This window comes from Rickettsiales endosymbiont of Peranema trichophorum, from assembly GCF_004210275.1.
Taxonomy (GTDB): domain Bacteria; phylum Pseudomonadota; class Alphaproteobacteria; order Rickettsiales; family Midichloriaceae; genus RICK02.
On the sequence record NZ_SCFA01000029.1, the window covers coordinates 1 to 12,695 of the forward strand.

A 12,695-nucleotide genomic window follows, 5' to 3' on the forward strand; every position below is an offset into this window, starting at 1 on the left:
CCATGGTTCTTTAAACACTTTATTATCGACCAGGGATTGTACAATACGTGCTTCCCTATTTGATAACCGTTGTACCACTCTTTTATCTCGCTAATCGACACCGGCTGTTTTGTTTCTTCCAACAACTTCAGCACTTCCTCTTCGGTAAATCCAAAGTATTGCCCGTAGTCTTCCCTCAATAGGGAATATACCTCTATGTTGTTTAATCCAGAAAACAAACTCTCCTGAGAGATACGAGTGATTCCTGTGACCACGGCCTTTGTCAGATAGCTATTATCCTTTAATGCCTGCCCTAGTATACCACGCATTAACTCTGTAATTTCATTATAGTAATCTTCCAAATACCCCTCTTGTATCGGTGTATCGTACTCGTCTATCAATATAATTGGGTTCTTGCCACAATACCTCTGTATGTAGAGGCATAGCTGCCGAAGTGATGCTTCAATATAAGTTTTAAGACCCTCCTCCCTTAGCAACGATACGAACCTTGTCCTCTCATGCTCCGCCAATACCTCACCATCCAGTAAATATTGATGCGTCGTGTACACTTCACTTATCAGTGTAACTATATTCGCGTACGCATCCTCGTACTGTGATTTCTTCACATCCTTGAACGATATGAATATTACTGGATATTTGTTTTGATGCTCCTCGCAAAAGGCTTTATCTCGCCATATGTTTAGGTTCTCAAACAAATCCTCATCTTTTGGCTGACTATGGTCTAGAAAGTAGTAGAGCATAGACAAGTTCAATGTTTTACCAAATCTTCTAGGTCTGGTGATTAGTATGATATCAGCACCATCGTCCATTACTTCCTTGATCAACAGCGTCTTGTCCGTAAAGACATAGTTACCTGTTGCTATCTTTCTAAAATCGCTGACTCCTACCGGTAGTTTCATGGGGTGTGCCACATTTCAATTGTCTTGGATTCATTATACGCCCCAGGCCTATTTATGAACAGCTTTTCTTTAGAAAGTAGACCAGGACAAACCTTGGCAGAGTCCTTAGAACTTACCTTGAGTTCATCATCTTGGTTGTATCGCTTTATATCCTTTCTGGCTATTTTACAAATAACAGTATCAATGCTATTACGAAAGAAAAGAGCCCCATAGCTTCAGATAAACCAGCTCCAATATAAGCGCTTCTCATCAGAGCTGGCTCTACAGATGGATTTCTTGCAAGACCATTGATCAGACTACTAAAGATATTTCCTACACCTATTGCAGCGCCCAACATACCAATAGCTGTCAAGCCAACTCCTATATATTTTAAACCTTCTCCGTCCATTATTGTGTACTCCTTATGTAAAGTTGTTAATGTAAGTTAATAGCGTCGCTCAAGTAGGCACACGTTAAAACCGTAAAAATGTAAGCCTGCAACACTGCCACAAATATTTCAAATCCTTGCAGCATTGTCAACAAGACAAATGCAGGAATAAATCCAATCACGCCCCCTATAGTGATTAATGAGGCGATCAGTTTTAATACAACGTGACCCGCCATCATATTTGCTGTCAGCCTGATAGATAGGCTGATAGGTCGAGCCAAGTATGCAAAAAGCTCGATCATCACAAGGACAGGAGCAAGAAGGATAGGAGTACCCTTGGGCAACAATAGCTCTAAATAGTGTAGTCCGTGTAACGCAAAACCCAAAAGTGTTACACCCAGAAATATTAAAATCGCCATGCAGAACGTAACAGCAATATGGCTCGTGACCGTGAAAGTATATGGTATAGCACCTAACAGATTTAAAGACAATATGAACATAAAAAGAGAAAAGATGAAAGGCTTAAATCGCTGCGATCTTGGACCAGCGATGTCAATCATCATACTTTCTATAACGTCGTGTAAAGCTTCCGCGATCAACTGCATTTTGCCCGGCATGAGCATACGTTTTCTCGTGCTGCTCCACAGTACTAAGCAAATCAAAGCTGTAGCAATGACCATGAAGAGCGACGCATTTGTAAAAGAAATGTCAACACCAAAGCATGTCAGATCTATCAATCGCTTTATTTGAAATTGCTCTAATGGGCTGTGTATCGTTGTCATATGTTTCCACTATTGTTTGAAGTACTTGTGTACGAGGCCATCAGAACCCTAGAGAAGTTCCTGATCCCACCTACTGTCCCGAGTACAATACATATAAACAGAAACAAAGGAAGGGTAGTCATGTACAGATCCAGGCAATATCCAACAGCCCCGCCGATTGCCATGCCGGATATTAAATCTATCAGGAACCTACTGTGTACACTTGAACTACACCTTTGTTGGTGAGCATTTTGACATGGCTTTAGCTTCTGTATTTTATTCTGCAGTATACTCAACGTCGTGTCAGACCCATCAAAATTCCCAGATAAAGAAGTGCGCGGTGAACCAGTTCCAGTCACATCCATATCGTTCCATTCCTTGTGGTCTCTAGTCATAAATTACTATTCACTACGTTCTGTCAAAGTACCAATACCAACATATATATTATTGCCAAAACAGTATGTTGTATTAATTTTAAATGCTTTATACTTAACGGTCATTATATGACATAAGATCAGGCAATGTCAAATTCAACAAACAAGTGGCGCTTGGTCAATTGCAATTTACAATCACTAAAATATATGTTGATACTAAAGTAAAATGGGTATAGCTTGCGGCCTTGTATATGAATCAGTTAAAACCTTAAAATCACAAAAGTGGTTGCAGTATGCATTGCTGAATACCACTGATTTATAGCAAGTACCACATACACATGTCTAACGTCACTTACGGAGATTTTATGAGCACGGAAATTGCCACAATCAAAAGCAACATAGAGCGCTCAATAGAGCTATTACAGGGGTATCTTTGACTGGGATACCGCGGTATCCAAACTAAACGAACTGACGGCTAGGTCGCAAGAACCAGAGCTTTGGAGCGATCAGAAGCTTGCACAATCCGTTTTGAGAGAAAAAAGATATTTGGAAGAGCATATTGACTGCGTTACGCACGCTAAACGCTCACTCAATGACTTCCTTGAGCTGATCGAGTTAAGTAGCGATGGCCAAGACTCAGATGTCATTGACGAAGCAGTCAAACAACTGAAACATCTAGAAGAATCGCTCAAGAAAAGAGAAGTGGAGTGCATGTTCGTCGGAGAAGCTGATGAAAGCGACTGCTTCATCGAAATTCACGCTGGAGCTGGAGGAACAGAAAGCCACGATTGGGCTTCAATGCTTTTCAGAATGTATACAATGTGGATTGAAAAGCACAAGTTTAAGAGCGAGATAATTTACTACTTGGCGGGAGAAGAGGCCGGAGTCAAGTCTGTAGTCATTAAAGTGATAGGGAAGGGTGCGTATGGGTGGCTTAGAACAGAAAGCGGTGTACATAGGCTTGTAAGAATATCTCCTTTCAATAGCGCAGGCAAGAGACACACAAGTTTTGCAAGTGCTTGGATATTTCCAGTTGTTGACAATTCGATCGAAATCAAAATTAATGAATCCGATCTTAGAATCGATACATTTCGTTCGTCCGGAGCAGGAGGTCAGCACGTTAATACCACAGATAGCGCAGTACGAATAACACATATGCCAACTGGTATAGTTGTCAGCTCTCAAAGTCAGCGGTCTCAACACCAAAATAAAGATGAATGCTTCTCCATGCTCAAGGCAAGGCTGTACACCTTAGAATTAAAGAAGCAGGAAGAAAAAATTAGCGAATTAAACGCTGAGAAGACTGACATAGGGTGGGGATACCAAATTAGGTCCTATGTGCTTCATCCGTACCAGATGGTAAAGGATCTGAGAACTGGGTGCTCTACTAGCGATGTCACGGGAGTGCTGAACGGCGATATTGACAAGTTTATACTGGCTTCTCTTGAAGCTAAAATGAAAGGAGTGGGGCTTGAACCAAAATTGGATTAAAAAGGTTTGTATGATCATCAAAAGCTTCGTCAAGAGCTTTGGATTTTACAAGATATCGATATTGTTGCTGGTGATATGTGCTGTATGGATTGGTCAACGATACGTACGACCTTACTTTAACCTACAGTTTAGTACGTATAATTACCAATACCCCGCTCCAGGCGAAGACTTTATAGTGGGCATAGAACCACATACTGATGTCATACCAGAATTTGTTTTAAACATTATCAAGCTTGCATTCTATGATAGAAGCGTTGTGGTAGATCACCTAAGGGCCCCACATCTCTTGATACGAGATAAAAATGCCAGAAGAGGAGAGCTATTGAAGTGCCAGCGATGGAACGCTCCGTACATCACTTTCTCAGGAGAAAGCTCAACAATGGACAGAAAAAACTACAGGCGTAATGCACCTCCTATTGTTGAATTTGTGTCTTCTACTCCACAAAAAATAAGGGAGCTATATTTTCCCTTTGTAGTATGGGACTACAAACCATTTGTTAGACATAAGGAGGGCAATAAACAACGTAAGTTTTTAGCATATATCCATTCAAACTGCGTGCCACAAAGAGAGAAGTTGTTTGCCATTCTCAAAGAGCGAAATGTAGAGGCAGAAGGACTGGGTAAATGTTCTAGAACCAATGATGAAACAGTAATTCCAAGCAGAAGTGTTGGTTGGCGTTCATTAGATGAGGTGTACGCAAACTACAATTTTGGGATGGCAATGGAGAACAAGCAGCACCCAGGCTATATAACCGAGAAGATAATGTGCGTTTTTCGTGGTGGTGCAATTCCAATTTATTGGGGAGATAGTGCAACAGTTAAGAAGTATTTCAATGACAAGGCTTTTATTGACGTTGGAGCCTTTAAAACGCTTGAAGATGCTGCAGACTATATCATCGCTATAAGTCAAAACGAAACGGAAATAAAGCGGATGCAAAACGAAAGTATCTTCAAAGACGGAAAGGAGCCAGAGCTATTTAAAGTCTCGCGAGATCCAAATCACCCACTGTTAAAAGAGGCTGCAAGATTTCTCCGTAGTGCTTACTTCAAGGCAATTGTGAACGATAGCGCACCACCTATGTCAAGAGACATAGATTTTGAATGAGGTTAATGAAGTCATAGCAAGTTGATTGAAATGTTTGATAAATGAAATATCTGGACTTGCAATAAATATGGCCGTAGTATATGGTGGTCAGTATTTAGAATGTCATTGAAGTACTCTTATGAAAGTGTTGTCCTCTTTAAAATCAGCGAAAACTCGCGACAAGAATTGTAAAATAGTAAAGCGCAAGGGTAGGCTCTATGTGATCAACAAGGCAAATCCCAAGTTCAAAGCCAAGCAGGCTTAGGTGGGGGTTGTCAGCGGTTTGTGTGAGTGATCCACATATAGGTGGTACCCCTCCTTTTCGCTTGCTGTCGTGTTTTGTATCCATTTCCTGATCTTCTGTAGCACCTTTTTAAATTCGTTACTATGCCCTCTAAAGTTATTGTATCTTTAATGATTTTTCTGTAATATGATTCGTAAATAATTATTTCACAAATGTAGTAAAATTTATGGCAGTACCTAAAAGGAAAACATCCCCATCACGCAGAGGTCAGAGAAGATCTCACGATGCTTTACAAAGAATCAATGTGGTTTTTGACGAAACAAGCGGAGAAGCTAAATTGCCCCATCACATCTCTTTAAAAGATGGGTATTATAATAAAAGAAAAGTGCTTGATAAGGTTAAAACTACGTCAACTAATGAAGCAGCATAATAGTTCAAGCGCGATGCGTGTGAGTTGATGCAAAAGAAGGTTGTTTTAAGCGTAGATGCTATGGGGGGAGCTAATGCCCCTGCGGCCGTCATTGCAGGTGCCTCGATCGCAGTCTCAAAGGAAGAAAGCTTGTTTATCAGATTCTATGGCGATATATCAATTGTTGAGCCACTAGTCAGGAAATATAAAAAGCTAACCGCATGTTCAGAGGTTGTACACTCACCAAAGTGGATTTCTGACGATGAGCCACCAGTCAGAGCTCTGAAAGTTGGCGCTAACTCAAGCATGAGAAACGCAATAGAAGCCCTCAAATCAAATGATGCCGATGCTTGCGTGTCAGCCGGTAATACAGGCGCTCTCATGGTGATGTCAAAGCTAGTGCTTGGTGACTTGCCAGGCATTAAGAGGCCAGCAATAGTTGGTATATTACCAAGTATGTCAGGGCAGTCGGTGATGTTGGATCTTGGAGCCAACGCAGAGTGTGATCCTCATCACTTATTGCAATTTGCGTTTATGGGAGACTGTTTTGCACGAGTGGCACTTAACAAAAAGCACCCATCCATTGGGCTTCTAAATATAGGGACAGAGGAGATTAAAGGCAGAGAACTGGAAAAAAAGACATATCAGCTTCTTCAGAAATCAGGCCTCAACTTTATAGGATACGTAGAAGGCCATGATATAGCACTGGGAAAAGCAGATGTAGTTGTGACTGATGGTTTCTGCGGTAATATAGCGTTAAAAACTGCTGAGGGAGCGATTTCCTTGGCACTGACCTTAATAAAAAATGGACTGCAAAGTAACTACTTGGCCAAAGTTGGAAGCCTTTTTGTCAAGGATGCCATCAAAGATGCTTTTAAAAGCGTAGACCCTAATAAAAACAACGGTGCAATGTTCATAGGTGTCAACGGTATAGTTGTCAAAAGCCATGGTAGTGCAGGTCCAGAGGGCATCGCAAACGCTATACAGATAGCGTACGATCTGGCTAGAAAAAGAGTAAATCAAAGAATTGTAGAGGAGTTAGAAAGATCACAAGAGAGTGTTGGCAGTAATATTGTAGCAAGAATCAAACAAACCTCAGCTAAAATTTTAGGAATACCTCTAACAGATTGAGAGTTGAAGCAGTAGTTTGTAAATATAAAGGCTGTCTAGCCTTTATACATTATATAAATACCGGGATTGCTAAGGTGATTAGGTGTACGTTGCGGTAATGTATAAAAATTTCAAGTCGTGAAATTAAAAGAGTATGAATGTTATAAGGTTTATTTAATGAAGCGCACTAAAATAATAGGTACTGGTTCCTATGTTCCCGCTCGGATTATAACCAACAACGATTTGTCTAAGATTGTTGATACAAGCGAACAGTGGATCGTTGAGCGTACTGGCATCAAGCAAAGGCACCTAGTGCAGGAAGTAGGAGAGTATACTTCAGATATTGCTACTACTGCTATACGGCTTGCTTTGGATAACGCTCACTGCAAACCTGAAGACTTGGACGGAATAATAGTTGCAACAACAACACCAGATGTAGTCTTTCCAGCGACAGCAATAAAAGTCCAAAAGAATTTGAGTTTGCATCATGGGTTAGCTTTTGACATCAACGCTGTTTGTACAGGTTTTGTATACGCCTTGGCTGTTGCAGATGCAATGCTCCAAAATCAACAAACATTGGCTAAGTTAGCGGTAATAGGAGCTGATACAATGTCTAAAATAGTAAATTGGGAAGATCGAAACACCTGCGTATTATTTGGAGATGGAGCAGGCGCTGTCATACTAAGCAAAGAGCACGTAAAGGAAGAGGAGGCTACTAAGGACGATGTAATAGAGCGAGGTATTATTGAATACGATCTGCAGTCCGATTCAAGATTCTACGATATTTTGAAAGTAGACGGAGGTAGTATCAAAGGCAAACCTGATGCTAAAATTGAAATGAAGGGAAAAGAGCTTTTTAAAAATGCGATTGATAAAGTGGTGCCACATGCCCTTGGAACGCTTGCAAAAGCAGGAGTAACAATAGAGGAAATAGATTGGTTACTACCACATCAAGCGAACTATAGAATGATGGAATTGCTAGCACATAAGTTGCAAATTCCCAGCAACAAGATCGTTAGCACCGTATCGGAACATGCTAACACATCAGCTGCTTCTATACCACTTGCTCTTGATGTGTATATGAAACAAGGCAAAATTCAAAAAGGCCACCTTGTGTTAGTTGTCGCCATGGGTGGAGGACTAACTTGGGGTAGTCTTTTGATAAGAATATAATGCCTGGTATAAAATATGAAACAACACAGCACAAGTAAGCGATCTCACATCATTCTAACGCCCTTAGGTGTATTGACTTTGATGACCACTCTGTTTCTGATACTTTCGATCTTTAGCTTTGATATACACGATCCCTCTCTTAATAATGTCAACAACAACCAAACAAAAAATTGGTGTGGAAAATATGGTGCGCTAGTTGCGGACCCAATTCTTCAATCTGTGGGACTTGCCTCTGTTTTTGTTGTGATGTTTTTAACAACAACAGGAATAAGGTTGATATTGCAACGCCCCTTTAAGCTTTTCGTATTCAGGCTCACAACACTACTGTTGCTTTTGCCATTGTGTGCGACTTTTTTTACAAATATACAAGGCTCTGGTGACAAGTTAACATACTTGCCCTTTGAAGTGATAAGAGGCGGTGGTTTTATTGGTATTTTTGTAAGAGAAGAGCTGAAGTTGTACATATCGCAGGAATATATTATGCAAATCGCCATTGCATCTACTGTGTTCTGTACTTTAGTGTCTGCAAACATGACACTAATCGAAATGTGGCTGTCTACCGTCGGCCTCTTCAAAATAGCGTGTAAAGCAGTCAGGCATACTTTTTTGTGCTCGTTACGGGGTATTGCCTACATCAAAAGACGTTATATAAGTTACAGGGCATCTCATAAACGAGGACATGTGGAGCCGTCTGTGACACAGGATGAACAGATTGAGATACAACCAGCATATTTTGCAATAGACAACAAAAAGAAGCCGTCGCAATCATCACTTAAGTTTGATACTGGACAGTTTGAGATACCCCCGACTTCTCTCTTAAGAGAAGCTCCAACTAATCACAAACGCATTCAGTTTAGTGAAAGCGCACTGAACCAAAATTCCAAGCTACTACAACAGGTATTACAAGATTTTGGAATATACGGCAAGATTGTCACTATCTCTCCTGGGCCTGTAGTGACATTGTATGAGCTTGAGCCTGCAGCCGGCACTAAATCCTCTAGAGTCATAGGACTTGCAGATGACATCTCGAGATCTATGAGCGCATTATCAGCTAGAATAGCAACGATACCAGGCAAAAATGCTTTAGGCATAGAGCTGCCTAACACGCATAGAGAAACGGTATTTTTACGTGAGTTGCTTGAAAGCACAACCTATACTGAAGCATCCCACAATCTGCCACTAGTGCTCGGTAAAAGTATAGGGGGGGAACCTATAGTGGTGGATCTAGCAAAAATGCCACACTTGTTGGTTGCAGGTACAACTGGATCTGGTAAATCTGTAGCAATTAATACCATGATCCTGTCGCTACTGTATAAGCTCTCACCTGAAGAGTGTCGTTTTATTATGATAGACCCAAAGATGCTTGAATTGTCTGTGTATGAAGGAATTCCACACTTGCTTACGCCAGTTGTTACAGATCCAAAAAAAGCAGTAGTAGCTTTAAAGTGGGTAGTCAAGGAAATGGAACAACGTTACCGCTCTATGTCTGTGTTAGGCGTTAGAAATATTGGTAGTTTTAATAAAGCTATACAAGATGCAAAGGCTAAAGGTGAAAAACTTGATAAGCAAATTCAAGTAGGGTTTGATCAGGGAAGTGGTAAGCCCATATTTGAATCCATTACCATGCCAGATAATCCACTACCATACATAGTAGTGATAGTAGACGAAATGGCAGACTTGATGCTTGTATCTGGTAAAGATATAGAGGGGTACATACAAAGATTGGCGCAAATGGCACGAGCAGCTGGTATTCATTTAATTACTGCGACTCAGAGACCTTCCGTGGACGTGATTACTGGTGTGATAAAAGCAAATTTTCCAACTAGAATTAGCTTTCAAGTCACGTCCAAGATAGATAGTAGGACGATATTGGGTGAACAAGGAGCGGAACAGCTATTAGGGATGGGTGACATGTTATATATGGCTGGAGGCGGGAAGATATCAAGAATTCATGGTCCGTTTGTAGGAGATAGTGAGATAGAAACTATAGTCACATTTTTAAAGCAGCAAGAAGCACCAAAATACCAAGAAGATGTCACACTTGATGATGAAGACGAAAACTCCAGTGAGGGACTGTATGATTCAGATGGGGACGATCTATATGCACAAGCAGTTGCAATCGTGATTAGAGACAACAGACCTACCACAAGTTACATACAAAGATGTTTAAAAATAGGTTATAACAAAGCCGCAAGTTTTATAGAACGTATGGAAAAAGAGGGTATTGTTAGCTCACCAAATCACACAGGCAAAAGAGAAATTTTAGGAGATCATGCTAATTAAAATATGCTTGTTATAGATAATCATACCTTAGAAAAGTATTGTACGGAGGCGATACAGGATGAAGTAGTTGCCTTCGATACGGAGTTTAGTAGAGTAGGTACATATCATCCAACTCCCTCACTTTTGCAAATCAGCAGTAGTCATCGCACTTTTGCAGTAGATATGCTCTTGCCGTTAGATTATGGACCCGTGAAGCATTTGCTTCTAGCGGAACATTCAGTCAAGGTATTACACTCTGCAAGACAAGACTTAGAGATAATGTTGCACTACCTTGATTTGAAACCCTTCAATATCTTTGATACCCAGATAGCGGCTAATTTTCTGGGGTATAGCGATTGTGCGAGCTTTGAAACTCTTGTGTCAGATTTTCTTCACCTCAAAATCGATAAGACATTGCAGTTTTCTGATTGGTTGCGTAGACCATTATCTGTGGAACAAATGACGTATGCTATACAAGATGCTGAAGTATTAAGACGTCTGTTTTTTAAGATGGAAAGACAACTCAAACGGCGAAAATTCTGGGAATGGGCTTTAGAAGAATCTGCAAGAATAGCACGTCACATTACTGTGGATGTCACAGAGTTACTAAAGCCTTTCCTTCAACATGTACAGGATATCCAAGGTTTAAAACGGTGTTATAACATTTTGCTATGGAGGGAACAACAAGCAGAATCCTTAAATCTTCCGCGGATTAAAGTGCTTCAAGATCAAGATGTAGTCAAAATCCTGACAAGACACATCAGGGACCATGATAGCATATTAAGGGTTGCAGCACTGCATCCTGCCGTTACAGCACAAGATGTTATAAAGTTGTTTCAGCTTTTTGATGCCGAAGTTGATGAGAGCGCTTTGTTAAAAATGCAGTTGCTAAATCAACACAAATCTAAGCAAGTTAATGGTACACTTTTACATATGATGAAAGCACTGTTAACGATCTCCTCTAAGAAGTATAACATTCAAGAATCGTTTATATCTTCTGCAGATGATTTAAAGGCATTCATCAAGAATCTGCCATCCAGAATCAATGATGGCTGGAGATATGAAGTGTTTGGTAAGTATGCTGCAATGCTAAGGCATGGGGAATTACTGCTAGGGCATCGTAACGATATACCATTCACATCACCAGACATTTATAGCAACACTAGCACAGAACAATCGTAGATAGTGAAGCGCTATGATAGTCTCACCAAAATACCAACCGCTATTTGCATCACGTTAGGCAGACATGTCAAAGTATAATCTGAAAGTCCACCGAGTCTCAATTCCACCGTGGGTCCCAATTCAACAAATCAAAAGCTTGCTAGACTCACTACAAGAAGGAAATACAATGTTAGTTGGTGGTTGTGTTCGGGATATCTTGGCAAATAGAGTTGCCAAAGACATCGATCTAGCGACTGACATACTACCAGAGCGCGTTCAAGAATTACTGCGTACTGCAAATATTAAAGCGTTTTACATTAGTCAAAACAATCGGAAATATGGCATAATTACAACAATTATGAATGAGCACACCTTTGAGATCAGCACGCTGCGAAAAGATGTGCAGTGTTTTGGAAGACAAGCCATAATTGAGCATACTGACGACTGGTATGAAGATGCAAGGCGCAGAGACTTCACCATGAATGCTCTCTTTCTCAATATAGATGGTAACTTGTATGATTACTTTGGAGGAGTGGAAGATATTAACAATAAGATAGTGAGGTTTGTTGGTGAACCAAGTGAAAGAATAGAGGAAGACTATCTTCGTATTTTGCGTTACTTTAGGTTTCACTCATATATAGGAGTAAAAACAGTAGATCCTGAGCATTTACAGAGCATACGTCATTATATGTCGCTTTTGAGCAGTATATCAGGCGAAAGAATACACCAGGAAATGTTGAAGCTTCTAAGCCAACAGTATACCAAGGAGACGGTCATACTAATGGCGGAACAAGGTTTGTGGCCACATATCATTTCTGAAGAGCCAAACTTAACTAAACTGAGACAGTATAAGTTTACCAAAGCCACATTACCAAACCTTGCAGCCATCATTAGAGCTACCAACAAGCCAATGGATGTGTTTCAGTTTGTTGCAAATAGGTGGCGGCTCTCCAATAAGGAACACAAGCTTTTGGAGTTTCTGTGTCGCCAAGATTTTCTTATCAAACCCAATGATGTGAAGCAAAACAAAAAACTGATATACTCGTTGGGACGGGATAGCTTCTTGTCCCTACTTTATTTAAACAGCATCGAACACGCAGATGTTGACATCAGTAGACCATTGCTGCTTCTAGAGGAATTTAGCCCACCACCATTTCCACTGACCGGATACGATCTGCAAGAAATCGGATTTAATGGAAAAATGATAGGAGTACAGCTTAAGATTGCCTTGAATTTATGGATGGATAGCGATTTTAAATTACAAAAGAAATCGTTGCTTGAAGCACTTGTTGGACTTCAAAACCAGAATTCATAAAAATTTTTCACAGCAGCGCTTGAAATCTTCTGGATACGACCTATA

13 protein-coding genes are annotated in these 12,695 nt (G+C 40.4%); 9 read left to right on the forward strand and 4 right to left on the reverse strand.

The annotated features are described in order from the left end of the window. The 4 genes from EDM53_RS01350 to EDM53_RS01365 form a co-directional block, all read right to left on the reverse strand. Window positions 1–899, reverse strand: an 899-nt coding sequence (locus EDM53_RS01350; protein WP_165379537.1) for an AAA family ATPase, incomplete at its 3' end; no start/stop codon positions are given. Between the two features lie 160 nt (window positions 900–1,059). Beyond that, window positions 1,060–1,287, reverse strand: a complete 228-nt coding sequence (locus EDM53_RS01355) for a F0F1 ATP synthase subunit C (RefSeq protein ID WP_130121681.1) — start codon at window positions 1,285–1,287, stop codon at window positions 1,060–1,062. A gap of 26 nt (window positions 1,288–1,313) precedes the next feature. Beyond that, entirely contained in the window at window positions 1,314–2,048 is a 735-nt protein-coding gene (locus EDM53_RS01360) for a F0F1 ATP synthase subunit A (RefSeq protein WP_130121683.1), read from the reverse strand. Further along, complete coding sequence (locus EDM53_RS01365; RefSeq protein WP_130121685.1) at window positions 2,045–2,422, reverse strand: AtpZ/AtpI family protein; 378 nt, start codon at window positions 2,420–2,422, stop codon at window positions 2,045–2,047. The genes EDM53_RS01360 and EDM53_RS01365 overlap by 4 nt, the downstream gene beginning before the upstream one ends. 344 nt (window positions 2,423–2,766) lie before the next feature. On the opposite strand from EDM53_RS01365, the gene prfB reads away from it, so the two are divergent. The 9 genes from prfB (at window position 2,767) to EDM53_RS01410 (ending at window position 12,650) form a co-directional block, all read left to right on the forward strand. After that, a protein-coding gene (gene prfB, locus EDM53_RS01370) for a peptide chain release factor 2 (RefSeq protein ID WP_130121732.1) occupies window positions 2,767–3,892 on the forward strand; the annotation gives its coding sequence in 2 pieces (ribosomal slippage) (window positions 2,767–2,835 and window positions 2,837–3,892; 1,125 coding nt in all). 10 nt (window positions 3,893–3,902) lie between these two features. Further along, complete coding sequence (locus EDM53_RS01375) at window positions 3,903–4,997, forward strand: glycosyltransferase family 10 domain-containing protein (RefSeq protein WP_130121687.1); 1,095 nt, start codon at window positions 3,903–3,905, stop codon at window positions 4,995–4,997. 118 nt (window positions 4,998–5,115) lie between these two features. Next, the gene (gene ykgO / locus EDM53_RS01380; RefSeq protein ID WP_130121689.1) at window positions 5,116–5,241 is read left to right on the forward strand and encodes a type B 50S ribosomal protein L36; all 126 of its coding nucleotides are present in this window, start codon (window positions 5,116–5,118) and stop codon (window positions 5,239–5,241) included. 205 nt (window positions 5,242–5,446) lie between these two features. After that, the gene (gene rpmF, locus EDM53_RS01385) at window positions 5,447–5,650 is read left to right on the forward strand and encodes a 50S ribosomal protein L32 (RefSeq protein ID WP_130121691.1); all 204 of its coding nucleotides are present in this window, start codon (window positions 5,447–5,449) and stop codon (window positions 5,648–5,650) included. A 27-nt stretch (window positions 5,651–5,677) separates the two neighbouring features. Continuing rightward, on the forward strand, window positions 5,678–6,760 hold the full coding sequence (gene plsX / locus EDM53_RS01390) for a phosphate acyltransferase PlsX (RefSeq protein ID WP_130121693.1): 1,083 nt from the start codon (window positions 5,678–5,680) through the stop codon (window positions 6,758–6,760). A gap of 156 nt (window positions 6,761–6,916) precedes the next feature. Continuing rightward, a complete protein-coding gene (locus EDM53_RS01395; protein WP_130121694.1) occupies window positions 6,917–7,912 on the forward strand; it encodes a beta-ketoacyl-ACP synthase III in 996 nt (331 codons plus the stop codon). Window positions 7,913–7,927: 15 nt separating this feature from the next. Next, the gene (locus EDM53_RS01400) at window positions 7,928–10,195 is read left to right on the forward strand and encodes an FtsK/SpoIIIE family DNA translocase (RefSeq protein ID WP_130121696.1); all 2,268 of its coding nucleotides are present in this window, start codon (window positions 7,928–7,930) and stop codon (window positions 10,193–10,195) included. A gap of 3 nt (window positions 10,196–10,198) precedes the next feature. Further along, window positions 10,199–11,356: a ribonuclease D gene (locus tag EDM53_RS01405; protein ID WP_130121698.1), complete on the forward strand. Its 1,158-nt coding sequence runs from the start codon at window positions 10,199–10,201 to the stop codon at window positions 11,354–11,356. A gap of 166 nt (window positions 11,357–11,522) precedes the next feature. After that, window positions 11,523–12,650, forward strand: coding sequence for a CCA tRNA nucleotidyltransferase (locus tag EDM53_RS01410; protein ID WP_207215402.1), 1,128 nt, complete (start codon window positions 11,523–11,525; stop codon window positions 12,648–12,650). Window positions 12,651–12,695: the final 45 nt, after the last annotated feature.

Coding starts and splice junctions, on each gene's coding strand:
- rpmF (WP_130121691.1), top strand. CDS start 5,447: ATGGCAGTACCTAAAAGGAAAACATCCCCATCACGCAGAGGTCAGAGA.
- EDM53_RS01400 (WP_130121696.1), top strand. CDS start 7,928: ATGAAACAACACAGCACAAGTAAGCGATCTCACATCATTCTAACGCCC.
- EDM53_RS01410 (WP_207215402.1), top strand. CDS start 11,523: ATGTTAGTTGGTGGTTGTGTTCGGGATATCTTGGCAAATAGAGTTGCC.
- EDM53_RS01395 (WP_130121694.1), top strand. CDS start 6,917: ATGAAGCGCACTAAAATAATAGGTACTGGTTCCTATGTTCCCGCTCGG.
- EDM53_RS01360 (WP_130121683.1), bottom strand. CDS start 2,048: ATGACAACGATACACAGCCCATTAGAGCAATTTCAAATAAAGCGATTG.
- EDM53_RS01405 (WP_130121698.1), top strand. CDS start 10,199: ATGCTTGTTATAGATAATCATACCTTAGAAAAGTATTGTACGGAGGCG.
- EDM53_RS01355 (WP_130121681.1), bottom strand. CDS start 1,287: ATGGACGGAGAAGGTTTAAAATATATAGGAGTTGGCTTGACAGCTATT.
- plsX (WP_130121693.1), top strand. CDS start 5,678: ATGCAAAAGAAGGTTGTTTTAAGCGTAGATGCTATGGGGGGAGCTAAT.
- EDM53_RS01375 (WP_130121687.1), top strand. CDS start 3,903: ATGATCATCAAAAGCTTCGTCAAGAGCTTTGGATTTTACAAGATATCG.
- ykgO (WP_130121689.1), top strand. CDS start 5,116: ATGAAAGTGTTGTCCTCTTTAAAATCAGCGAAAACTCGCGACAAGAAT.
- EDM53_RS01365 (WP_130121685.1), bottom strand. CDS start 2,422: ATGACTAGAGACCACAAGGAATGGAACGATATGGATGTGACTGGAACT.